We start from the raw sequence: 21,637 nt of genomic DNA on the forward strand, positions 1-21,637 counted from the left end.
ATTTTCCGGATTGGTATTAGCTAAAGTAATTTATACAACTAAAGAAAAAGCCCCGAAGATAATGTCTTTGGGGCTTTCTAGTCTCAATACGAGCCGACTAATATGTCGATAAGAGCATTGTTGGTGTGTTTTACAAAGGCATGACTCGGTTACGGCCAAGTGATTTCGCTTCATAAAGTAGCTTATCAGCACGTTCAATCAGCGATTGAGCTGATTCGCCGGGTTCAAGTTCAGCGACACCAAACGATGCAGTGATACTGCCGACTTGTTGACCACTGCGGCGATCTTTAATCGACAGCTTTTCTAGAGAGCGACGATTGGTATCAGCGAGTTGACGAGCAATACGCAAAGACTTGTTAGGCACAATCAGCGCGAACTCTTCACCACCAAATCGATAGGCAGAAATACCTTCACGGCAACTTAACTTCAGCTTGCGAGCGATCGCTTTAAGCACCATATCGCCAAACAAGTGGCCATAGGTGTCGTTGAAATTTTTAAAGTGGTCGATATCGAGAAGAATCAGACACAAAGATTGTTGTGCTTCACACAGGGTTTCTATGTCACGGTCGAAAGAGCGACGGTTATAGAGTGTGGTTGTACTATCGAAAAGCGCATCTTTCTGAACTTCTACTAACTGGGTTTTTAGCTTGGTGATCTCTGAGGTTGCAGAGTTTAGCTGAGAGTTTAAAAACTGAGTAGAGTGACGAATATGACGGGATTCAGACACCAGCTGTCGAACTAAGGACATGACTTCATCAATAGATAGGCTTTCATTATCAACACGAGCCAAGTCCTCGAAGCTTTTATCGATCATGTCAGAAAAAGCGGAGGTGTCGGTCAGGGTGTCATTCATTGAATTGGAAACTTCAGAAACTAACAGTTCCAAATTAGCGCGAAGGTCATTGATATTGGTTTCGGATTTGCTGGCAACATAATTGTTGTATAGCTGCTCACCAACGGCAGGAGGACAAATACCGTAGTGTTCTAAAACACCATCCATGTCTTGAGTTAGCTGGGGAATAGCGTTATCGACATAGGTGTACCAAAGTGCGTAATTTGCAGGTGTCGTTGACACCCTGTTCTTCATCATAAGAGGCACCGCTTTTTTTAGATTTGCGGTGGATTTCTGAAATTCGTCTTTGTTCATTATTTTTACTGCAGATACCAAAACAACTAAGCCACTTGCGAACAAGGTTAGCGGATTTCGAAGGTCTTTGCTTTAAAAATTATATAATTAGTGGATGAGGATTGGATAAATAACTCATTTTTATTATGAATATCGATTGCGTATTCATAAGTACAATCTAATGGATTGTTCTTTAACCATATTTGGGCTTATCAAACTTTCGGCGTAGCGTGAGTTAGTATCAAAAGATTGCTGAGAAATGAGTGTTGTTGTCTCTGGAAGTGCATACAAAAAGTGAAGTTATTTGGGCGTCGAGCTTTAACTGAGAGTGGTTAGATTGGGAGGCTTGGCTGGTGATTTGTATTTGTTCAGAGTTAACGGGTGAAGCTTGCATCAAGAGGGGAAATGTTTATGAGCAGGCATAAAAAAGCGCCGATAAAAATCAGCGCTTTAAAATTCTTTTTAGCTATAAGAGCTAATTATTGAGCAACAACGTTTGCTGCTTGTAGGCCTTTTTGACCGTTTTCAACTTCGAAAGAAACCTTTTGGCCTTCTTTCAGAGTTTTGAAGCCTTCAGAAACGATTGCACGGAAGTGTACGAATACGTCAGCGCCGCCGTTGTCTTGAGAAATGAAGCCGAAACCTTTCTCTTCGTTAAACCATTTTACAGTGCCAGTATTTGTGTTAGACATAATTTGTCCCTTATTCATAAATTTTCTAAGTTGTTGATTGCATTTAATGCAATGCGCTGATAATTGAATTATTTAATATTGCTAAGAAATAAGGAAAAACTACTTACAAAAACGGGTAACGATTTTACATGTCAATTTTTTACTATTCATCTAACTTAAATAACTCCGGCTAACAGAGCGAGAGCATGTTAACACAGTCTTTTGAGATGTACACGCATTGCTTAAGAAATTTGTGCTTTTTTTGTCATACCGTGCGAATGTACAAGATTTACACTGATTTAGTGATAGTTTTGTCGCTTCGTCCAACACAACAAAAGGAAGCATCTCAGCTTCCTTTTGATCATTAGTATAGACGATATTAACGCTTAAAGTTGATATCTTCAGTTTGATCTAAATTTATTTTTGTTTTCGCTGGTTGAGTCTCTGCAATCACCTTACCGTGTCGTATTGAGTACTGCACTGGTACTTGGCGGCGCACTGCATCAAAGCCATTGTCAGCAGGAAGAATCAGTAAGCTACCTGGCTTACCTTCTTCGATGCCGAAGTTGTCTTGTATGTTTAATGTGCGAGCAGAGTTCTTGCTGATCAAATCAAGTGAGTTGTTGATTTGATCGTAGCCCATAACCTGTGTCACATGCAGTCCCATGTGCAGAACTTGAAGCATGTTCGCTGTGCCCAGTGGGTACCATGGGTCAAACACATCATCGTGGCCAAAACAAACGTTGATGTTTGCTGCTAGCATCTCTTTAACGCGCGTTACACCGCGGCGTTTCGGGTAATCGTCGAAACGGCCCTGTAAGTGAATGTTCACTAACGGGTTTGCCACGAAGTTGATACCAGACATCTTCAATAGACGGAATAGGCGAGATGCGTAAGCACCGTTGTAAGAGCCCATTGCAGTCGTGTGGCTAGCGGTTACTTTCTCGCCCATTTCAAACTTATGAGCAAGAGCTGCTAATGTTTCCACAAAGCGAGACTGTTCGTCGTCGATTTCATCACAGTGAACGTCGATCAGACAGTCGTACTTACGTGCAAGCTCGAACACGTAATGCAGAGATTCAACACCGTATTCACGAGTGAATTCGAAGTGAGGGATAGCACCGATAACGTCAGCGCCGATCTTCACTGCTTCTTCAAGCAACTCTTTGCCGTTAGGGTATGAAAGGATGCCTTCTTGAGGGAATGCAACGATCTGGATGTCGACCCACTCTTTCATCTCTTCACGAACTTCAACCATCGCTCTTAACGCAACGAGTGTTGGGTCTGACACATCAACGTGCGTACGAACGTGTTGAACACCGTTAGCTATCTGCCATTTCAGTGTTTGCTTGGCACGAGACTTTACGTCTTCGATTGATAGCAGTTCTTTACGCTCAGCCCAACGCTCAATACCTTCAAACAAAGTGCCAGAGATGTTCCAGTTAGGCTCACCAGCAGTTTGAGTAGTATCTAGGTGGATGTGCGGTTCACAGAAAGGAGTAACTGCAATGCCACCTTCAGCATCAAGGATGTCGCCTTGATGATTGATTTGCGCGCCATTATCGAGAATGCGAGAAAATTGACCATTTTCAATCAGAATCTGTTTCAAGCCTTCTTGGTCTTGAAGTTTCGCGTTCTTGATTAATAAGGTTGTCATAGTGTGTCCTTAAGCGGCCTGAGATTTCAGAGCTTTTTTGTTCAATAGAGGATTAAGCACGAGGTAACTGATTGCACCACCTAACACTGCGTTCAAAGGAACAACGCCAGGTAGGAAGTGACCAGCGGCTACGCCTGTTGCTACCGCGATAATGCCAGCCCAGTTAACGGTTTGGAACTCTGCATTTGCAAAATCTTTGTAACGTTTACGGTTCGCGAAGAAGTCGGCGATGATTACGCCACCAATTGGTGGAATCGCCAGCGAAAGGAAGGTTAACCAACCAACGAAGTTGTTGTATAACCAAAGTGCGAAAATCGTACCGATAATGCCGTTAATGATTGACATTGTAGTACTTGAGCGACCAGTGATGTTAGATAAACCCAAACCGGATGCATAAAGTGCATTTTCATTGGTTGTCCAGATATTCAAGCCAAGCACGATGATGGCTGGAAGCAGCAGACCTTGCGCGATCATCACATCTGAAATATCAGCCTGACCGGTTGCTGCTGCTCCTGCTGCGCCGAAGATAAACATCAGCGAGTTACCGATGAAGAACGCAACCATAGTAATTAATACTGCGCTTGCTGGCTTTTTACCAAAGCGAACGAAATCGGCCGTTAACGTACCCGCACTTACGAACGAACCTACAACCATTGCAAGAGCCATTGAAAAGTCCATTGGCGTCTCTGGTTTAATAAGTTGCAATTGCTCTAGTCCACCAACACTGTCTACCGCAGTCAGTACTGAGTAACCACCCAGAATCGCAATCGCAGGCACTGCAATCGCTGAAAGCACCATTAGCGCTTGAATGCCGAAGTACACTGTACCCGTCATCAATAAGCCAGATACGATAATCAAGGTGTTGGTATCAATGCCCGTTGCTTTTTGTACTGGAATAGCAAACATCGCAACACCCACACCAAACCAACCGACTTGTGTACCACCAAGTAAAGCAGAAGGAAGCCATGAGCCTTTAGTACCGAAAGAGAAACGAGCAAGGAGGTGGGTAGAGAGGCCAGTAGATGAGCCGATGTAGCCAAGAAAAGAAGTGTAAATACCGAGGATTAGGTTACCGATGAGAACGGCGAGGAAGAAATCGTTGAATGAAAGACCTGTCCCGAGTGAACCACCTGTCCACATACTTGCAGAGAAGAAAGTGAGTCCAAGCATTACCATGGTGAGTGAAGCGACTCCTTTCCTAGCCGATGTAGGAACCGGCCCTAGACTGTAGTTATTATCAGCAGCCATTTTTTACCTCCGCAAATGATCAAAATTAAAATTAACGGTCGCCGTATTGCAGGCAAACTTGCGCATTATGGTGATATAAATCACATAGTCAATGCTAATTTTGTCAATAATTGCCCATAAAAACCAGTTATTGCAGTAATTATCTTGTAAAACATATGGTTATTTTCTGTCTTTATTTAAAAAAAACAAATAGAAAACGTTTTCTATAATGCGTTGGTTATCTGCTGTTCTTGGTTGGCTATGAATGCTTATTATTATACGTCTGAATGGGTGTCTGTATCGAAAAAGAGGGCGGTTGGCCAAACTGCAGGCAAAAAAATAGCCAATCGCAATAATCGCAATTGGCCTATATATTTTGTGAACAAGAATAGGTTCACTAACAACGTCAGTTGGCTAGGTGACCCTCGGCTTAAGAAGGGTCAATATATACATTGCAGTTAGTGTGCCAACTTTTAAAACCACGTAAAACGGCAGTTTTATAGCAATCTGGTGCGTATTTGAGCGTTTAATTTGCGTTTTTGAAATACCCAATTGCAAAATGCAATTGCGATTTGCAACTTTAGAGTGTTTATTCGTTTTTCGGGTTTGTGTTCTTTCTGGCGACGAATGGTGAAATAAACAAAAAGCCCGTGCGATCTAAGAGCGCACGGGCTTGGGTATTGTTTCACCAATAGGAAGTATTAGATGGAGTAGAAGAAGTACAGTTGAGACTTCATTCTAATGATGATCCCGCGTATTACGTCTAGGAACGCCATAAAGCTGATAGGCTTCTCACCGCTTACCCACGCTAATCCGACAGAGCCAACAGGAATATCGTAACCCTCTGCCTCATCAATTTTTAAACGAACAAAGTGGTGCTTGTTCTGAAGGTTTTTTCCTGTGGTAACACGAACCTGCTCATCGATACCCAGCAAACTTGCTTGCGCTTCACCAGTGGCTTCTACAATGCCTTCTACGGTTGCAGAGAACACTTTTCCTGGGTATACCGCTGTCGCAAATTCCGCAGGTTGACCGACCTTAATATTACGAATCGCTTGGTGGTTAACTCGCATCAGCACGTACTTCTCTTCGGTATACATCTGGATACGAGGCATCATTGAAACACGCTGACCTTCACGAAGAATAAAGTTCGTTACAAAGCCGTCAGTCGGTGCCGTGACTTTGGTGCTGTTCAAGTCCCATTGTGCTTGTGCCAGTGTTGCCTTTGCTGAATCGACCTCAGTTTGCTTCTTGCTCACATTGGTTTCAGCTTTGTGGATGTTCAACTTCGCATTCTCGGCATCGACTTCTTTCTTGCTAAGCTGAGATTCCAATGTCGTAACGTTATACGTCGCTAAGTCTACCTTTGCTGTTTGTTGGTCGATGTCAGTTTCAGTGATCGTATGTTCTACCACTTTGTTTTGCTTCTGGTAACGATCAAGCGTCTTTGACTGCAGTACTAAGTCTGTTTTAGCCGAATCTATTTGTGCGACTGAAGCTTTGATGTCTTCAAGCGCCGATTGATAGCTGACTTTTGCAATGCTCACTTCTTGACGAGCTGTGTCTAAAGCGACCTCTGCAGACTCAAGTTGAACGCTGGCTTTGTCTCTTGCGATGACATATTTAGTGTCATCAATTTCGTAAATTAGCTGTCCTTCAGTCACATCCTGGTTTGGGTCGATGTGGACTTTGGAAGTTTTTCCCGACACATTAGTTGAATCGGGACGCAGCTGAATATGTGGAGACTGAACCACTGAGCCTCCCGATAGATCCATCGGAGTAAAATTGAGTAGGCCAACCCATACAAACAGCAACCAAGATGTACCCCCTAGGTACGCAAACGCCTTGGTGCCTTTGTTCCAAGGCATACCAACAAGTCTGAGTAAGTAAATGAACAGTGCCCAAATTGCCAAGCCTTCTAACATGTTTGGCTCTCCTCATCTTGCTTGTCGGAAGTTGTTTGCTCCTTGGTTGTGGTCGGTGACTTCCATGTGTCTCTTAGATTGATGATGGCTTTTTCCATATCAACGAAGGCCAAAATTACTGCTAGTACCCATACCCAGTGCCATACAAAACCAATCCATGTTAATGCGGTGATCAAACCGAGTTGTTGATGCTCTTTACTGTGAGCCTTGTTGATTGGTAATTCATGCACACGCCAGAAGCCGTAACATGCAGCAGCGATGGTTGCGACTAACACTACGCCTGCAACTACGTGTAGTGCGGTATCTGCGCCTGTTCCGACAAATGGGACACTAACTAAACTCATTGATATACCCTAGGTTAAATTGAGCACCGAGTGTTATTGATATCAGATTTAGAAGTTGATAATTTACCAATTACTTTAATAATGATGTCATTATGATTTGATCTGTAATAGTGACTTCTAAGTATGGTGGCTAATGAACAATTGTAACTTCTTAAGAGCATTGGGTATTTTGGGTATTTACCAATACGCAACGACTAATAAGGCTGTGAATACTGAGCAATTAGGTATTCCTAAATCGGTGTTTAATAACCCGATGAACCTTATCCCCGTAAGTGAAGTGGACAAATGGTATGGCTTACTTGAACAACAAACCGGTGATTCCGATATTATCTTGAAGCTGGCTGATAGAGTGGATATTGAAAGGCTAGGTCCTCTCTCTAACTGGTTTTTCTCGGGGCACGATCTGGCGTCGTCTATACGCCGAGTTAACATCGGGTTGCACTGTTTGCAGTCCGGGGCTTTTCTATATGGCGCTCAAGTCGGTAATTTCATCAAATGGTGCTACGACAATCCTGCTTATACTGAGGTGGGTAAAGTTCATGACTCAATTCGAGTTGCCATCTTTATGATGAAGATATTAAGGCGTTACTTGGGAGACGACTTTACTCCCGCAGCCGTCTCTATCGCAGGTTATCGCGAGAACACTCAACTCTATCAAGAGTATTTTGGGTGCAATATTCAGTGGGGCCAGCCACGAACTGAAATCTGGATACCAAGCCAGTCGAGGTTATCGAGCAATCAAGCCCCTTCTAGCGGCAAGATGAGCTTGGCAATGAACTTTCATGACTTAGATAATTACCTCAACATGCCTGATGCCGCGGATGAGCATAAGGTGACCTATGAGATGATCAATTACAGTCGCCATTTCGGCCTGCCAACACTGCATAAAGTGTCGAGTTTGCTTGGGTTATCTGAACAGCAATTTCAACGTCGATTGCATAACTTAGGCATCAACTTTTCTACCATTATGGGCTATGCGTTAAGTAATGTGGCGGTGGAGTTGTTGATGTATTCAGTGCCAATAGATAAAGTCGCGACGAGGCTCGGCTATACCAATGTCGCGAGCTTTAATCGGATGTTTAAGAAACATCGAGGTTTGACACCCAAGCAATATGTTGAGCGCCTAAAAACTGGCCTGTAACTATTCAGAGCTAACTTATGGTTCGTTTATGGATCAGGCTGGACAAGTAAACCATCCCCCAAGTACTCAAAATGAAAGGGGTGGTGAGTGGTAACAGTGACAGTTCATGAAAACCAAGTGTGATGAGACAGCTTAACAGCATGCCTAATAGGATTAACGGCCAACGGATTCGCGGATAGGGCACAAGTGCTAAAGTGGCAAGAATGGCGTTGTACCCGTAAAGACCTTGGGCTACCAGTTCGTTAGAAGCGCCAATCAACCCGCTAAATACGGTGCTAATTATTACTGCGAGCATAACCCAAATGGCATGCTTGATATTGTTGAGTGCGATGGCGACTAAGATAACGAGCCCCGACAACGCATTTTCGATGAAGCTGACTTGGCTTATCCCTTTTAACAACGGGATCACCACTGTCGGCAGGTTGAACCACGAGTTAGCCTCAATACTGATGAGTGGCATCAGTGCGGAATCAGGTGCAGAAAACGCTGACAGCTCAAAGGTTGATTGGATAATATAAATCAGCCAAGTGGTGAGGATAAAGGCGCTAGTGTAACCGCGATATTTCTCAAAACTGAATACGATGTGGGCAATCGGCACCGTGAGTAATGCACCTAACGCAGTCACTAAAGCCAATAATGGTGTCACACCAAAAAAGTTACCGATAAATAAACCAATCAAAGCGCCATTTAGCGCGTACATTCCACTATCAATGTCGTCAACTGACTTGTTGGTGTTGGTGTTGGTGTTGGTGTTGGTGTACATATAACCATAGAAGGCCAATGCAAAGCTGCAACTGGCGCCAAGCAAAGTAAGAAAAGCCAGTGCAAGTGACTCAATAGAAATGGCAAGCAACAGCAAAGTCGACGTCATAACAGACGGTGTGAAATAGACTTGCCCAATGCCATTGAGCAAGCCTTGAAATGGCAAAATATCCTTGTTCGTTTTCATCGTCTGATTACATTATTGAGTCATGTTAAATTTTTGTAAGTCAGATTGTATACAATTTTATCAAGTTCACCATCTTCGAGTGTTAATTCTGATACCAGCGTTCACCATAAGCTTGTTGGTAATCTGGTGTTTCAATGATGCCTTCTTGTTCTGGAACGGTTTCTAATGGCCCAACAACCGTTCGATAAGGTAATACGCCAGCCCATACTGGAATGTCCATATCGGCTTTATCATCATTCACTCCATGTTTACCAATCTTCACGGAAGCTTCTGTTAAAGGTATAGCTAACAACTCGGTCGCGGTGAGTTCTTTTTCATTACTGAGCCTGACTTCATCGGTTCTGCCCGGCGCGATTTGCTCAATAAAGATATTCAACAAGCGATCCTTTTCTTGATTGTCATCGATGACTGAAAATGACCCCAATACCACAGCAGAACGATAATGCGCACTATGATGAAATGCCGAACGAGCCAACACCCAACCATCGAATAAGGTGAACGTTAAACAGGTTGGTTCTCCCTTTTTTAGCCCTTTTAGTAGGCGACTGTTTTTAGCCCCATGAATGTAGACCATATCATCCACTCGCCACGCGAGCATCGGGATAACCATTGGGCCTTGTTCGCCTTGCAATGCAATGTGTGCGATTAAGCTCTCATCAATAATTTGGTGCAGTTTCTCTTGTTCAAATACGGCTTTGTGAGCCCCTTTTTTAATCGTGGTTCTTTTCGTGTTAGATAACATAATCGCTCCTTAATCATTGCCTTTTGATTAATGTAGCGATTAACTGGTCTATTAAATAGAGCCACTTTTAAACACTATTTGGATCCAGTTATGCAGCCTATCGATGTCGGTGACCTACAGTTAGACGAACAACACGACACGCGTCAAACCGCCTTGTTCCACGCGATAAGAGAGAAAATCGTTCAAGATTTATGGAGCAAGGGCAGTAAGTTACCTTCAACACGTAAGTTGGCCGTCGAGTTATCAGTGAGTCGAAATACGGTGATTTACGCGTACGAACAACTGGTCACGGAAGGCTATATCGAGAGTAAGCAAGGCTCAGGGTTTTATGTCTCGGTTGAACAACCAGAACACTTTCTAAGTTTGTCTAAGCCAAACAGTATTCAGGATCCGAAGGTCAAACAAACAGTCAGTAAACCGAGTGCAAACATAGCGACACCGAACGACATTAACCGTAGCTTTGCCCCCGGAGTCCCTGACTTAGATGCGTTCCCTTTTGCAAAATGGCAGAGGCTGCTGCAACGCCACTCTACACGTCAGAACATTGCGGGCAATCAAGAGGTTCAGGGAAGCTCAGCCTTGAGGGAAGCGTTGAGTGGGTATCTTGCAAGCAGTCGTTCGGTTCATTGCAGTGCCGACAGAATCATCATCACCGCAGGTGCGCAGCAAGCCATCTCAATCGGATTAATGGCAACGTTAGCGATGGACGACAAAATCCTTGTAGAGGAACCCGGTTATCGACAAGTGCATAAAATTATCGATCTGTTGAGACTAGAGCTGGATGGTGTGAGTGTGCGTGAAAAGGTGGGGCTAGATATTGAAAAAGTGTTGTCCAGCAACGCTAAGGCTCTCTATGTCACACCGAGTAACCAATACCCAATGGGCACGACTTTAAATACTGAGCAGCGCCTTAAATTGATCGACTGGGCCAATCAACATCAGTCATGGATCATTGAAGATGACTATGACAGTGAGTTCCAGTTTGCTCATCGCCCTTACACCAGTATGCAAGGCTTAGCGGGTAAACTCGGGTTTGATAAACGAATCATTTATGTTGGTTCGCTGAGTAAAGTCATGTTCAACGGACTCCGCTTAGGTTACTTAGTGGTGCCAGAAAGTCTGGTGGCGAAGTGTCTTGAGATCAAAGACGCGCTCACTGGAGACACGGCGTCCCACACACAGGAAGCTTTGGCGGATTTTGTTCGAGAAGGCGACTTGCTGCGTCATATTAGAAAGATGCGTCGGTCATACAAACTCAAGTATGAAGCGATAATAGAAGCGATTGAAAGCGAGTTTAACGGTGATCTTGAAGTGATCAGTCAGGCGGCAGGGCTACATGTGACCGTGAAGTGGTATCAAGGTATATCTGAACATGAGTGGAGCCGACGAGCTGATCTTCAAAATATCATCATTCGTCCGTTTGATTTTTATGAGTACGGTTCGAGTGATGCTCGTGATTGGAGTGGGGCGGTGCTAGGGTTTGGAAATATCCGTCTGGCTGAGATAAAGCCGAAGATCAAACAGATCGCTCGGCTTTTTTATCAGTGATATTGGTAGGTATCGTTTACAGCTTGTCGATTCATCATTTATCGAGTTACAACTTGTCGATAGAGACGGTGGGTTTACCTTTACCTAGCCACTTCCGCCAAGGGAGTGACAATGTCACAAAAACAGTCACAGCATAGAGCATCGACCAACTTAAACAGATAAACACCAAGGTACAGATGACCAATGAAAGCATGGCAGTGTATCTAGATGCGCCTGTTAGTAATCGGCAAGCGGCTAACATTGCGAGCAGATAAACCAGAACAAAAATACCGTTGGCGAGCTTGAGAAAGAACTCAAGGTCTAAATTAGACAGCTCACCAATCACACACGAAATAAGCACGACAAAGCCAATTGCTAACGTTGGGTAGAGCGGTACGCCGCGGCTGTTCAGTTGAGCCATTCGACTTGCAGGGCTGTGTTGGCGGGCCTGAGCCCAGATCATCCGAGACAGGCTTTGTGTGTAAAGGTTTAGGCTGGCAAAGCAAGCAAAGAACCCCAGCACGCTGATGACGGTTTTGAAGCCATTACCAAACAGTTGTTCTGTTACCCAAGGGATGGATGCGGCATCGAATTCAGATGAACCGAAAGCACCCAGCTTAAGAATCACTACTGAACAAGCCCAATACACTAGCCCCGCAACAAAACAGCCTGCAATGATGGCGATTGGGAAGTCACGTTGTGGATTTTTGAATTCCTCTCCCATGTGAGCAAAAGCTTCTATTCCGACAAAGCACCAAAACATGACAGCTAAAGCAGCGCCGATAGACCACATTGAATTGGATGAGATGGCAGGAAGAGCAACATCGGTTGCCGTGATGTCGGCTTTCCAAACAAAAGCGCTGACTAAGGCAAAAATCGACAATGCGATCACGGTTTGCAGTCGGCCAGAAGATTTACTGCCCATCAAATTGACGGCAATAAGCAGGGCGACGGTAAAGGATTGAGCACCAAGTGGTGTATCGAGAGGTGCGGGTAACAATTGTTGAGCAAAACCACCAGCCAGTGCAATGGCCGCTGGAATACCGACAGGAATAACACTCACAAACAACCACGCCACGCTTGTTTCTAATCGCTCGCTAAACGCCTGGCGCACAAAATAGGCAGTGCCACCTGCATTCGGGTAGCGTTTTCCTAGTGCTGCGAAGGTCAGTGCAATCGGGCAAATAGCGATAAACAGGATTAACCAAGCGAGAAGAGACAACTGTCCTGCAATGCCTGCTGCGATCGCAGGGATCATAAATAATCCAGTGCCTAGCAAGGTCGTCGAGAGTTGTCCGATTCCTGAAATAAGCGTGATTTCTTGTTTGAGTTGTGTCATTCGCTCTCCTAGCTATTTGATTCTGGTTACGGTCTTCCAGTAACTTTCTTCTGGTGTGTGAGAAGTTATGATTGAGAGCATACATTGTTGACATCAATAATACAGCTAGCGAAACGTCGTAAGACACCGTCATTTTAACGGTATTAATCCGATTCAGTGTGAAAGTGTCGGCTGTCAGAATGGCTGTTATAAGTAGGAAAGTTGTGTCAAATTAGGCGTTATAAATAGAACAATAAATGAAAAGAATCAGAAGCATGGATAAATTTGATCGCCAGATTTTGGATATTCTCAAAACCAATGCACGATGCTCAGTGAGCGATATCGCCCGAGATGTCAGCCTCTCGCGCTCAGCGGTGAACGCCAGAATCAAGAAACTGGAAAGCGACAAAGTGATTACGGGCTACTGCGCTCAAGTGGCAGAACCCAACCAAACGAAGAATGTGTGCGCTTATATCTTGTTGAAGTTCGACATGTCGAGTAGTGACCATAGTTGTGAGTCTTACGCGAAACAAATCCAGAGTATTGATGAGGTGCAATGGTGCCACTCTATTAGCGGTGAGACAGATATGATGTTGTACGTGGAAGTGGAAAGCATGGAGAGCTTGAACCGAGTTCGCGATCAGCTGCAAAGTTACCCGGATCTTCGCCACTTAATGACTCATACGGTTTTGACCGAGTTTTTCAACAAACAGAATGCGACGGTGCATTCATGTTAGGCAATATCAACTTAAACCTACTGCGTTCACTGCATGTACTTCTTGAAGAGTGTCATGTGAGCCGTGCCGCCCAACGTTTGCATATCACACAATCCGCGGTGAGCCGTCAGCTCAGCCAGTTACGTGATTTGTGTGGCGACCCTTTGCTGGTCCGTGACGGCAACAAACTGGTGCCGACCAACCGTGCATTGCTACTCAAAGGTAAACTCGACGACCTGCTTGGCGAGTTTGACCACCTGTTAGATGATAAACCCTTCGAGCCGCAAGACTGGCAGGGTGAATTGGTGTTGTCTTCGAGTGATTATGTCGCTCAGCATATTCTTCCTGTGATTGTGGCAGAGGTGTCTGCTGAAGCGCCGAACATTAATTTGGCTTATCGATTGTGGCAGCCAAACTACCTTGAAGCACTGAACGAGTCGGGGATTCACTTGGCTTCCAGTATGTTTCCCACAAAGCCTGAACATGTCTCAAGTATCAAACTTGGTGAAGATAAGTCGGTGTGTTTGATGCGCAAGTCGCACCCAATAGCTCAACAAGCGGTTTTGAGTGCAGAAGATATTGTTCACTACTCTCACATCAAAGTGACGGGTGGTGGAGATAAAGACAGTTACGCGGACATAGCATTGAAGAAGCAAGGGCTGAAGCGAAGAGTGGCTTTACAGGTTCCGTTCTTTTCATCTGCTGGTACTGTGTTATTGCAAGACGACTATCTGATGATCGTGCCAGAACATATTGCCTATAACCTAGGTCGACACCTCGATACTACCTACTTTTCGTTGCCATTTGATACGGAAATGCATACCTATTGGTTAATGTGGCATCCTAAATATGACAACGACTCTGCCCACAAATGGGCGCGAGAAAAAGCATTCCAAGCCATGCAAAAGTCGAGTTACAATATCAGTATGACTTGAAATCATAGGTGTGATGATAATCTTTGATTTCAAATAATACCTCCTGCGAATTATGGTAAGTGCCAAGTATTGAGTATTAAGCGTAGAGCGTTCAGCTGGAACGCTTTATTTTATTAGGAATGGAATGATGACAGTAACAATTTGGTTTTCTTTATTAGCGATTTGCTTGTTGGGTGCAATGTCTCCGGGCCCAAGCTTGGCGATGATCGCTAAACACAGTTTGGCTGGTGGCCGTATGAACGGGCTTATCGCAGCTTGGTCACACGCTGCTGGTATCGGTATTTATGCGTTCGCAACCATTGTTGGTTTAGCCGTTGTGCTTGAGCAATCCCCAATGTTATTTAAAGGTATTAGCTTAGCGGGGGCTGCTTATCTGCTTTATCTTGGCGTTAATGCGTTACGTTCGAAAGGTGGTGTTGCCGCGAAATTAGAAGCGGGTGAAAAGATGAGTTACATGCAGTCTGCTCGTGAGGCTTTCTTGATCTCTATCTTGAGCCCAAAGATCGCATTGTTCTTCATCGCTCTGTTTAGCCAATTTGTAGCGCTAGGTAATGAACTGACCAATCAAGTGATTATTGTCTCAACGCCGCTGATTGTCGACGGCCTTTGGTACACCTTTATCACCTTGGTACTGTCTAGCCCGTTGATTGTTGAACGTATTCGCTCGAAAGCTCAGTTGATTGATCGACTATCTGGCGTGGTGCTGATCCTGCTTGCTGTTCGCGTGGTGTGGACGATATAGCAGTAAACGATAAGAATAAGTAACTAGGGTCTGTTAACTTTTAGTGGTTAAATTTTGTTCGAGATAGAATCGTTTTAGGCGCGGCAAGGAGTATGTAGCCTAGTCATTCTAAGTTAATACTTCTTAACAAAGCATAAAACGATTCTAGCCGAACCCTTCGGGCAGCCTTTGTGGTTCATTTCTACTGCGTTATCGGCTTCTCATGTAGGCTAGCTACACTTCAAAGCCTCTGCCTTGTAGAAATTTCCCACAAAGTGCTGTAAAAATCAGCTCTAAAGGTCAACAGACCCTAGACGTTCACCAGAAACGACACTCATTAAAAAAGGCTCACTAGACGTTATCTAGTGAGCCTTTTTGATTTCTCTGGATTAGCTTTTGGAAGACTTGAGCTTATTAGCCTTCAGAGTTCAGTACGGCATCTAGCTTCGCCATCGAGTCTGAGAAGTAGGGGTTGTAGGTCAAACGCGCATGGTTCTTCCCTTCTTCACGATAGCCCCAAGCTGAGTACCAAACCTCACTGGTTGCATTGCATTGTTCTTCAAACCCTTCTGCCTGACCATTGGAGCAAATCTTCTCGCTACCATTGATTCCGTAATAAGGGTTGTTTGGTGAGAACAGTAAGCCCATGTGAGAGCCGTTCGAGATGCGTTGCTCTGGGATCTTCATGCTGTACTGAACAGCGCGAGGATCCTCGAGAGTCGTCTCTCCTTGCCAAACCAACACATTGTTTGGATTCGGCATAGATTCAGTAAAGGCTTGCTGAACGTAGTTGGTGTCAATCACGCTGTCGCCTTCACTCATCATAATAAAAACTGGTTTATCGAAGTGTTTATCTTGTAAGTCACCACGTACGACTTCTGATGTCTCGTAGTAAACCGATGCACCATTCATTGGCAACGAGTTGTAACGCAACACATTGTCTTCAGGATCTTGATCCGCCCAAGTGACAAAGTAGCTTGCTAGTCCCGCGTATTGAACGGCAGACGAGCTCGGTTGAAACGCAGGTGAGAACAGCAGTAACCCAGAGATCTTTGGATCGTTCATCGCCTGTGAAGTCACGAGGTTCGCGCCGGTTGAATAGCCGCCTAGCCAAACAGAATCATACTCTTGCTCAAGTAACTTCGTATGATGAGCCACCACACCTTGCCAATCTTCTAGGCTCGGCTGCATTAAATCACCCACGCGACTGCCGTGACCCGGAAGTAATACGGTTCTCACTAAGTAACCTTGCTCTGCCAAATGGGTAGCGATGTCTTTAAATGAGTAAGGTGAGTCGCCTAATCCATGAACCAATAATACCGCCTTGCCGTTTGGCGAGGTTGGTTGATACTCGGTTGGTGAATTGAGTTGGATCTCGAGTTGCTTGTCTTCCGTCATGAACACGCGGTTTTTCAATAACCAATCTTGTGTGTCATTGACGTAGGCATCAAAGCTGTCTTGCTGATAGCTAGGCAAGTCTGGAGATGTTTCGTAAGCGGGTATCGGTGTCTCGTTGGAACAACCAACGAGACTTAAAGTCGTTAAGGCCAGCAGTGCTAGGAGGGGCTTTCTTTGCATTATGTAATCTTGTCTCTGTTGTGCTTTCACTATGTCTGAAACTAAAGTTTAGGTTACTTTTTGCTTGAAAGGTCTTCGTATTCACCTTCAATAACACCGGCATCATTGGTTGATGACTGACGAGTGTTCATATGAGCTGCGAAACCTTGTTTCTTCATTTGATTCTGAATGCGCTTGCCAGTAATTAAAGCTGCAATAGCTAAAGGAATAGCAAGGATCAAGCTTGTGAATAACGCCAAAAGGCCAGTAAACAATGCAACAATCGTAACTAATATATTTTTCATATTCATTCCTCTTTTTCTATGTTGTTACTTTATCGCTTCTATTCTGAACGAAACATGAACGCCGTTAATAAATCTCTGAGAGTCACTATGACACGGATGTGTGCTGTTAGGGAGTTTATATGTAGTCATAATCACGCACTAAAAACATGGAATAAAACTAAGTTTAATAAAATCAATATGTTAAAAGTTGGCACGCTTGATGCTCTATAGGGGTTGGAATAAGTCACTGTAAGCAAAGTACTTACAGTTAATAAAAATTACTGGAGCCCTTATATGTTCTGTATTCAATGTGAACAAACAATTCAAACCCCAACCGTAAAAGGCTGTTCTTTCGCACAAGGTATGTGTGGTAAAACTTCGGAAGTATCCGACCTTCAAGACGTGTTGGTGCATTCTCTTCAAGGTGTTTCTTTTTGGGCCAATTTGGGCCGTGCGTGTGATGTTATTGATACTGAAATCGACGAGTGGGCGCCAAAAGCGTTTTTCGCAACATTAACCAACGTTAACTTCGACCCTGCTCGTATCATTGAATTTGCACAGCAATCTCATGAATTTAAGCAGCGCTTAGAACAACAGGTTCGTGCGGCAGCGACATTGATTGGTTTTGAGATCCCAGCGCTTTCTGCTGCTGCTCAATTCGACCTTTCAACGGACTCTTCAGAGCTATTGGCGCTTGCCCCTCAAGCGGCGGTAAACCGTGGTCACGACTCTCAACACGAAGATGTGATTGGTCTTCGCCTTCTTTGTCTTTACGGGCTAAAAGGTGCAGCAGCTTACATGGAGCACGCACGTGTTCTTGGTCAAACTGATAATGCTATTTTCGCTGAATACCATGAAATCATGGCGTTCCTAGGTACAGATCCATCAGACCTAAAACAACTGTTAGATACGTCTATGCAGATCGGCTTAATGAACTACAAGGTCATGGAAATGTTGGATAAAGGCGAGACAGATACCTTCGGTCACCCTCAACCAACAACCGTGAATGTGAAGACGAAGCGAGGTCACTGTATCCTTGTTTCTGGTCACGACCTGCATGATCTAGAAAAGATCCTTCAACAAACGGAAGGCAAGGGCATTAACGTTTACACCAACGGTGAGATGCTACCTGCACACGGCTACCCTGAACTAAACAAGTACCCACACCTTGCGGGTAACTACGGCAGCGCTTGGCAGAACCAGCAAAAAGAATTTGCGAACTTCCCAGGTGCGATCGTAATGACATCTAACTGTCTGCTTAACCCAGATGTGGGCTCGTACGCTGACCGCCTATTTACGCGTAGCATCGTAGGCTGGCCGGGTGTTGCTCACCTTGAAGGTGACGATTTCAGTGCAGTGATCGATTGTGCTCTTGCGCAAGAAGGCTTTAAGCATGACGAGATCGAGCAAATGATCACTGTCGGTTTTGGTCGTAACGCCTTGATGGAAGCAGCGCCTGCGGTTGTTGAACAAGTGAAAGAAGGCAACATCAAACACTTCTTCCTAGTGGGTGGTTGTGACGGCGACAAATCTGAACGTAGCTACTACACAGATTTCACAGCTCAAGCGCCAGAAGATTCAGTAATCCTGACATTGGCATGTGGTAAATTCCGTTTCAACAAAAACCAATTCGGCGACATTAACGGTATTCCACGTCTGCTCGATGTTGGCCAATGTAACGATGCATACTCAGCGATTCAGCTTGCTCTTGCGCTGTCTCAAGAGTTTGATTGTGGCATCAACGAACTACCACTAACACTTGTTCTTTCTTGGTTCGAGCAAAAAGCGATCGTTATCCTGCTTACTCTGTTCGCACTGGGTGTGAAAGGTATCTACACAGGCCCAACAGCGCCTGCATTCCTAACTGAAAACCTACTAAAGATTATTCAAGACGAGTTCGATATGCGTTCTATCTCAACGCCAGAGCAAGATCTTAAAACAATCTTAGCGGCTTAATCTAAGCCCACTCCCAAGCCCCGTTGTTGCTGTTCTCTAGGAACGTGCAGCGGCGGGGCTTTTTAGATTTAATTCTTTAGTATCAGTGAGGTGTGTGAACTATGTATGCATGGTCGGATAGCGATTCAATCAATTTAGTGTGTTTAAAGAAATGGCACGAGACGCCAGATACGGTCAGCTTTGAGCTTGGCAGTATTCCACAAGATTTACATTTTAATTTTAAGCCCGGTCAGTTCATCACCTTGGGTTTAGATATGCCGACGAAAACGGATTACCGTGCTTATTCCGTGGCTTCTTGCCCCGAAGATAACAGCCTGAAGTTGACGGTCAAGCGTGTGGAAGGTGGCTTGGTTTCGAACTTTATTGTTGATGAGCTTGATGAAGGTGACGAGGTTTCTGTGTTGAAGCCGGCAGGCTCGTTTAACTGTATTGATTGCATGCCAACGGCAACAAAGAAAGTAACGCTAGTGAGTGCGGGCTGTGGCATTACACCCGTAATGGCGATGGTAAAATATTGGCTGTCTCAAGACAGTGACAGTGACATTGAGATTGATTTCGTCCACATGGCACGCAACAAGCTTGAGACTATCTACTTTCAAGAACTTCATCAGCTCGATGAATCACATGCGAATTTCAACTTAAAACTGCTGTTAAAAGACAACGAAGGAACAACCGCCCCTCAAGGTCGTTTAGATAAAAACTGGTTGGTGAAACTGAGCCCAGATATCTTAGATAGAACGGTTTACCTGTGTGGGCCTGTCGGCTTCATGCAAGATATTGAGAGTTATCTGAAAGAGCTTGAGTTCAACATGGATAACTTCTATCAAGAAAGCTTTACTCCTGCTACTCAGGATGCTCAATCAGAAGCGTCAAACGCCGAAATTGCTGACGATACGAATAGTGCTGTTAAGGTATTTGTACCTGCGTTTGGCGCAGAAGTTGAAGCGGAAGCGGGCACACCATTGGCGGATTCATTAGAAAAAGCAGGCGTTCCAATTATTATCGCTTGTCGTAGTGGGATCTGTGGTTCTTGCAAATGCAAAGTGACCAAAGGGTCTGTTGAATCAAGCAGTCAAGAAACATTGACGCCAGAACAGATTGAACAGGGGTACGTGCTTGCATGTTCAAGCTCGATTCAGTCAGATGTTGAGGTTGAGTTATAACAGAAGTGAAGCTGTGCAAGAGTGATGAAGACAAGGTCTTGCAATAGCGATAAAAGCTAGGGCGCTAGATGTAAAAAGGCCACCTAGATCCGTTAGAGAGAGCAGATCTAAGTGGCAACCCTCTTGTTTATACGGGGGAGTAAAACAAAAGGGGTTGCGAAGCCCATACAGACTTCGCAGATATAGTTATTATGTTGTGGAGCTTTTTGCGATGGACGTATCTACAAGAGCGAAGTTGATTAAACTTCAGGGTATGTCTTGTAGCGTACACCCATCATCTGTTCCATACAGTGAACAACCTGACAGCTGTAGCCAAACTCGTTGTCGTACCAAATGTACAGCACGGCACGGTTGTCTTGTGCGATAGTCGCCACACCGTCAACCACACCTGGGTGACGAGAGCCAACCAAGTCCGTAGATACAATCTCAGTCGAGTCTGTGTAATCGATTTGTGCAGACAAAGCAGAAGACAGCGCCATTTCACGTAGGTACTCGTTCAACTCTTCTTTGTTTGTGCCTTTCTCAAGGTTTAGGTTAGCTACAGCCATTGAAACGTTTGGCGTAGGTACGCGAATCGCATTACCTGTTAGCTTACCTTCCATTTCTGGCATCGCTTTTGATACCGCTTTAGCTGCGCCAGTCGATGTCAGAACCATATTTAATGAAGCAGCACGACCACGACGATCACCTGAGTGGAAGTTGTCGATTAGGTTTTGATCATTGGTAAATGAGTGAACCGTTTCGATGTGACCAGACAGTACGCCAAACTTGTCGTGAACCGCTTTCAATACAGGTGTAATAGCGTTGGTTGTACAGCTTGCTGCAGAGATGATGGTGTCTTCTGGCTGAATAACATTTTCATTCACACCAAATACCACGTTCTTGATGTCGCCTTTGCCTGGCGCAGTCAGTAAAACTTTCTTCGCACCGTTACACGCAACGTGTTGGCTCAGGCCTTCCGCGTCACGCCATACGCCTGTGTTATCAACCACAAGTGCGTTTTCAATACCGTAAGTCGTGTAATCCACTTCTTCTGGTTTGTTTGCGTAGATAACTTGGATGAAGTTACCGTTAACGATGATCGCTTTGCGTTCTTGGTCTACCACGATGCTGCCGTTGAATTGGCCGTGTACAGAGTCACGACGAAGCAGGCTTGCTCGTTTTTCTAGGTCGCCATCTTTGCCGCCACGTACAACGATGGCACGCAAACGCAGTGGGTAACCCGGACCACTTTTCTCGATCAACAGGCGAGTTAGCAGTCGGCCAATACGACCAAAACCGTACAATACAACGTCACGAGGTTCTGTCATCGCATCGCCTTCAAGCGATTCGATAAGTGCAGTTTTTAGGAAATCATCCAACCCGTGTGTGTCTTCGCGATCTTGCCAGAATGAATGAGCAAGTCGGCCAACATCGATACGACATGGAGACAAGTCCATAGAAAGAAGGTGTTGAATGATGGGTTGAGTCTGTTCTGCTGTAAGAGGAGAACCAGTGTAACGTTTTGCGATGCGGTGAGCTTTGATGATGTCGATAGTTGTCGCGTTAACTAGGGTCTTACCAAAGAGGATAACTTCTACGCCTTTTTGACGGTATAACTGACCTAAAGTTGGAGCGATGGATTCAGCAATGGTTTGACTAGTTTGCCAATCTAGGAGGTGCTTTTCGGGACTCATCT

19 protein-coding genes are annotated in these 21,637 nt (G+C 44.7%); 7 read left to right on the top strand and 12 right to left on the bottom strand.

Annotation, left to right across the window (positions count from 1 at the left end):
• Positions 1 to 130 precede the first annotated feature (130 nt).
• The 6 genes from AB4558_RS06275 to AB4558_RS06300 all read right to left on the bottom strand — a co-directional run bounded on the left by AB4558_RS06275 (position 131) and on the right by AB4558_RS06300 (position 6,950).
• The gene (locus AB4558_RS06275) at positions 131 to 1,147 is read right to left on the bottom strand and encodes a GGDEF domain-containing protein (RefSeq protein ID WP_017060611.1); all 1,017 of its coding nucleotides are present in this window, start codon (positions 1,145 to 1,147) and stop codon (positions 131 to 133) included.
• A gap of 458 nt (positions 1,148 to 1,605) precedes the next feature.
• Positions 1,606 to 1,818, bottom strand: coding sequence for a cold-shock protein (locus tag AB4558_RS06280; RefSeq protein ID WP_004740083.1), 213 nt, complete (start codon positions 1,816 to 1,818; stop codon positions 1,606 to 1,608).
• A 358-nt stretch (positions 1,819 to 2,176) separates the two neighbouring features.
• Positions 2,177 to 3,454, bottom strand: coding sequence for a cytosine deaminase (locus AB4558_RS06285; RefSeq protein ID WP_136982714.1), 1,278 nt, complete (start codon positions 3,452 to 3,454; stop codon positions 2,177 to 2,179).
• Between the two features lie 9 nt (positions 3,455 to 3,463).
• The gene (gene codB / locus AB4558_RS06290) at positions 3,464 to 4,702 is read right to left on the bottom strand and encodes a cytosine permease (protein WP_032545811.1); all 1,239 of its coding nucleotides are present in this window, start codon (positions 4,700 to 4,702) and stop codon (positions 3,464 to 3,466) included.
• 680 nt (positions 4,703 to 5,382) lie between these two features.
• Entirely contained in the window at positions 5,383 to 6,606 is a 1,224-nt protein-coding gene (locus AB4558_RS06295; protein ID WP_017066494.1) for an HlyD family secretion protein, read from the bottom strand.
• Positions 6,600 to 6,950 (bottom strand): MFS transporter, encoded by a 351-nt coding sequence (locus AB4558_RS06300; protein WP_017066493.1) that lies wholly within the window; start codon positions 6,948 to 6,950, stop codon positions 6,600 to 6,602. The genes AB4558_RS06295 and AB4558_RS06300 overlap by 7 nt, the downstream gene beginning before the upstream one ends.
• 133 nt (positions 6,951 to 7,083) lie before the next feature.
• On the opposite strand from AB4558_RS06300, the gene AB4558_RS06305 reads away from it, so the two are divergent.
• Positions 7,084 to 8,091: an AraC family transcriptional regulator gene (locus AB4558_RS06305; protein ID WP_017061786.1), complete on the top strand. Its 1,008-nt coding sequence runs from the start codon at positions 7,084 to 7,086 to the stop codon at positions 8,089 to 8,091.
• 10 nt (positions 8,092 to 8,101) lie between these two features.
• On the opposite strand, the gene AB4558_RS06310 is transcribed toward AB4558_RS06305, so the two are convergent.
• Together AB4558_RS06310 and AB4558_RS06315 are read right to left on the bottom strand one after the other, a co-directional pair.
• On the bottom strand, positions 8,102 to 9,040 hold the full coding sequence (locus AB4558_RS06310) for an urea transporter (RefSeq protein ID WP_372158375.1): 939 nt from the start codon (positions 9,038 to 9,040) through the stop codon (positions 8,102 to 8,104).
• An 82-nt stretch (positions 9,041 to 9,122) separates the two neighbouring features.
• Positions 9,123 to 9,782 carry a pyridoxamine 5'-phosphate oxidase family protein gene (locus AB4558_RS06315; RefSeq protein WP_102394154.1) on the bottom strand — a complete coding sequence of 220 codons (660 nt, stop codon included), beginning with the start codon at positions 9,780 to 9,782 and terminating at the stop codon, positions 9,123 to 9,125.
• Positions 9,783 to 9,872: 90 nt separating this feature from the next.
• Here AB4558_RS06315 and AB4558_RS06320 point away from each other — a divergent pair, with 90 nt between their 5' ends.
• The gene (locus tag AB4558_RS06320) at positions 9,873 to 11,330 is read left to right on the top strand and encodes a PLP-dependent aminotransferase family protein (RefSeq protein WP_372073545.1); all 1,458 of its coding nucleotides are present in this window, start codon (positions 9,873 to 9,875) and stop codon (positions 11,328 to 11,330) included.
• A gap of 46 nt (positions 11,331 to 11,376) precedes the next feature.
• Here the strand turns inward: AB4558_RS06320 and yjeH are convergent, their stop codons facing one another.
• Entirely contained in the window at positions 11,377 to 12,648 is a 1,272-nt protein-coding gene (gene yjeH, locus AB4558_RS06325; protein WP_017061782.1) for an L-methionine/branched-chain amino acid transporter, read from the bottom strand.
• Positions 12,649 to 12,902: 254 nt separating this feature from the next.
• On the opposite strand from yjeH, the gene AB4558_RS06330 reads away from it, so the two are divergent.
• From AB4558_RS06330 to AB4558_RS06340, 3 genes are all read left to right on the top strand, one after another.
• On the top strand, positions 12,903 to 13,364 hold the full coding sequence (locus AB4558_RS06330; protein ID WP_017061781.1) for an Lrp/AsnC family transcriptional regulator: 462 nt from the start codon (positions 12,903 to 12,905) through the stop codon (positions 13,362 to 13,364).
• Positions 13,358 to 14,278 carry a LysR family transcriptional regulator gene (locus AB4558_RS06335; RefSeq protein WP_372073547.1) on the top strand — a complete coding sequence of 307 codons (921 nt, stop codon included), beginning with the start codon at positions 13,358 to 13,360 and terminating at the stop codon, positions 14,276 to 14,278. Before AB4558_RS06330 ends, AB4558_RS06335 begins: the two co-directional genes overlap by 7 nt.
• 127 nt (positions 14,279 to 14,405) lie before the next feature.
• Complete coding sequence (locus AB4558_RS06340; RefSeq protein ID WP_017061779.1) at positions 14,406 to 15,020, top strand: LysE family translocator; 615 nt, start codon at positions 14,406 to 14,408, stop codon at positions 15,018 to 15,020.
• Between the two features lie 393 nt (positions 15,021 to 15,413).
• Here AB4558_RS06340 and AB4558_RS06345 read toward each other — a convergent pair whose 3' ends face one another.
• The gene (locus AB4558_RS06345; protein ID WP_017061778.1) at positions 15,414 to 16,577 is read right to left on the bottom strand and encodes a carboxylesterase; all 1,164 of its coding nucleotides are present in this window, start codon (positions 16,575 to 16,577) and stop codon (positions 15,414 to 15,416) included.
• Positions 16,578 to 16,630: 53 nt separating this feature from the next.
• Positions 16,631 to 16,861 (bottom strand): hypothetical protein, encoded by a 231-nt coding sequence (locus AB4558_RS06350; RefSeq protein WP_017061777.1) that lies wholly within the window; start codon positions 16,859 to 16,861, stop codon positions 16,631 to 16,633.
• Positions 16,862 to 17,134: 273 nt separating this feature from the next.
• Here AB4558_RS06350 and hcp point away from each other — a divergent pair, with 273 nt between their 5' ends.
• Together hcp and AB4558_RS06360 are read left to right on the top strand one after the other, a co-directional pair.
• On the top strand, positions 17,135 to 18,796 hold the full coding sequence (gene hcp / locus AB4558_RS06355; RefSeq protein ID WP_372073549.1) for a hydroxylamine reductase: 1,662 nt from the start codon (positions 17,135 to 17,137) through the stop codon (positions 18,794 to 18,796).
• A gap of 101 nt (positions 18,797 to 18,897) precedes the next feature.
• The gene (locus AB4558_RS06360; RefSeq protein WP_372073551.1) at positions 18,898 to 19,959 is read left to right on the top strand and encodes a 2Fe-2S iron-sulfur cluster-binding protein; all 1,062 of its coding nucleotides are present in this window, start codon (positions 18,898 to 18,900) and stop codon (positions 19,957 to 19,959) included.
• A 239-nt stretch (positions 19,960 to 20,198) separates the two neighbouring features.
• Here AB4558_RS06360 and AB4558_RS06365 read toward each other — a convergent pair whose 3' ends face one another.
• Positions 20,199 to 21,635: a glyceraldehyde-3-phosphate dehydrogenase gene (locus AB4558_RS06365; RefSeq protein ID WP_372073553.1), complete on the bottom strand. Its 1,437-nt coding sequence runs from the start codon at positions 21,633 to 21,635 to the stop codon at positions 20,199 to 20,201.
• Positions 21,636 to 21,637 lie beyond the last annotated feature (2 nt).

This window comes from Vibrio sp. 10N.222.51.C5 (genome assembly GCF_041474575.1).
Classification (GTDB): Bacteria; Pseudomonadota; Gammaproteobacteria; order Enterobacterales; family Vibrionaceae; genus Vibrio; species Vibrio crassostreae_C.

What these genes read in the sequence shown, in the direction of transcription:
- AB4558_RS06360 (WP_372073551.1), top strand. Translation starts at nt 18,898, where the DNA reads ATGTATGCATGGTCGGATAGCGATTCAATCAATTTAGTGTGTTTAAAG.
- AB4558_RS06295 (WP_017066494.1), bottom strand. Translation starts at nt 6,606, where the DNA reads ATGTTAGAAGGCTTGGCAATTTGGGCACTGTTCATTTACTTACTCAGA.
- AB4558_RS06305 (WP_017061786.1), top strand. Translation starts at nt 7,084, where the DNA reads ATGAACAATTGTAACTTCTTAAGAGCATTGGGTATTTTGGGTATTTAC.
- AB4558_RS06350 (WP_017061777.1), bottom strand. Translation starts at nt 16,861, where the DNA reads ATGAAAAATATATTAGTTACGATTGTTGCATTGTTTACTGGCCTTTTG.
- codB (WP_032545811.1), bottom strand. Translation starts at nt 4,702, where the DNA reads ATGGCTGCTGATAATAACTACAGTCTAGGGCCGGTTCCTACATCGGCT.
- AB4558_RS06310 (WP_372158375.1), bottom strand. Translation starts at nt 9,040, where the DNA reads ATGAAAACGAACAAGGATATTTTGCCATTTCAAGGCTTGCTCAATGGC.
- AB4558_RS06365 (WP_372073553.1), bottom strand. Translation starts at nt 21,635, where the DNA reads ATGAGTCCCGAAAAGCACCTCCTAGATTGGCAAACTAGTCAAACCATT.
- AB4558_RS06335 (WP_372073547.1), top strand. Translation starts at nt 13,358, where the DNA reads ATGTTAGGCAATATCAACTTAAACCTACTGCGTTCACTGCATGTACTT.
- AB4558_RS06285 (WP_136982714.1), bottom strand. Translation starts at nt 3,454, where the DNA reads ATGACAACCTTATTAATCAAGAACGCGAAACTTCAAGACCAAGAAGGC.
- AB4558_RS06320 (WP_372073545.1), top strand. Translation starts at nt 9,873, where the DNA reads ATGCAGCCTATCGATGTCGGTGACCTACAGTTAGACGAACAACACGAC.
- AB4558_RS06330 (WP_017061781.1), top strand. Translation starts at nt 12,903, where the DNA reads ATGGATAAATTTGATCGCCAGATTTTGGATATTCTCAAAACCAATGCA.
- hcp (WP_372073549.1), top strand. Translation starts at nt 17,135, where the DNA reads ATGTTCTGTATTCAATGTGAACAAACAATTCAAACCCCAACCGTAAAA.
- AB4558_RS06340 (WP_017061779.1), top strand. Translation starts at nt 14,406, where the DNA reads ATGACAGTAACAATTTGGTTTTCTTTATTAGCGATTTGCTTGTTGGGT.
- AB4558_RS06280 (WP_004740083.1), bottom strand. Translation starts at nt 1,818, where the DNA reads ATGTCTAACACAAATACTGGCACTGTAAAATGGTTTAACGAAGAGAAA.
- AB4558_RS06315 (WP_102394154.1), bottom strand. Translation starts at nt 9,782, where the DNA reads ATGTTATCTAACACGAAAAGAACCACGATTAAAAAAGGGGCTCACAAA.
- AB4558_RS06345 (WP_017061778.1), bottom strand. Translation starts at nt 16,577, where the DNA reads ATGCAAAGAAAGCCCCTCCTAGCACTGCTGGCCTTAACGACTTTAAGT.
- AB4558_RS06300 (WP_017066493.1), bottom strand. Translation starts at nt 6,950, where the DNA reads ATGAGTTTAGTTAGTGTCCCATTTGTCGGAACAGGCGCAGATACCGCA.
- AB4558_RS06275 (WP_017060611.1), bottom strand. Translation starts at nt 1,147, where the DNA reads ATGAACAAAGACGAATTTCAGAAATCCACCGCAAATCTAAAAAAAGCG.
- yjeH (WP_017061782.1), bottom strand. Translation starts at nt 12,648, where the DNA reads ATGACACAACTCAAACAAGAAATCACGCTTATTTCAGGAATCGGACAA.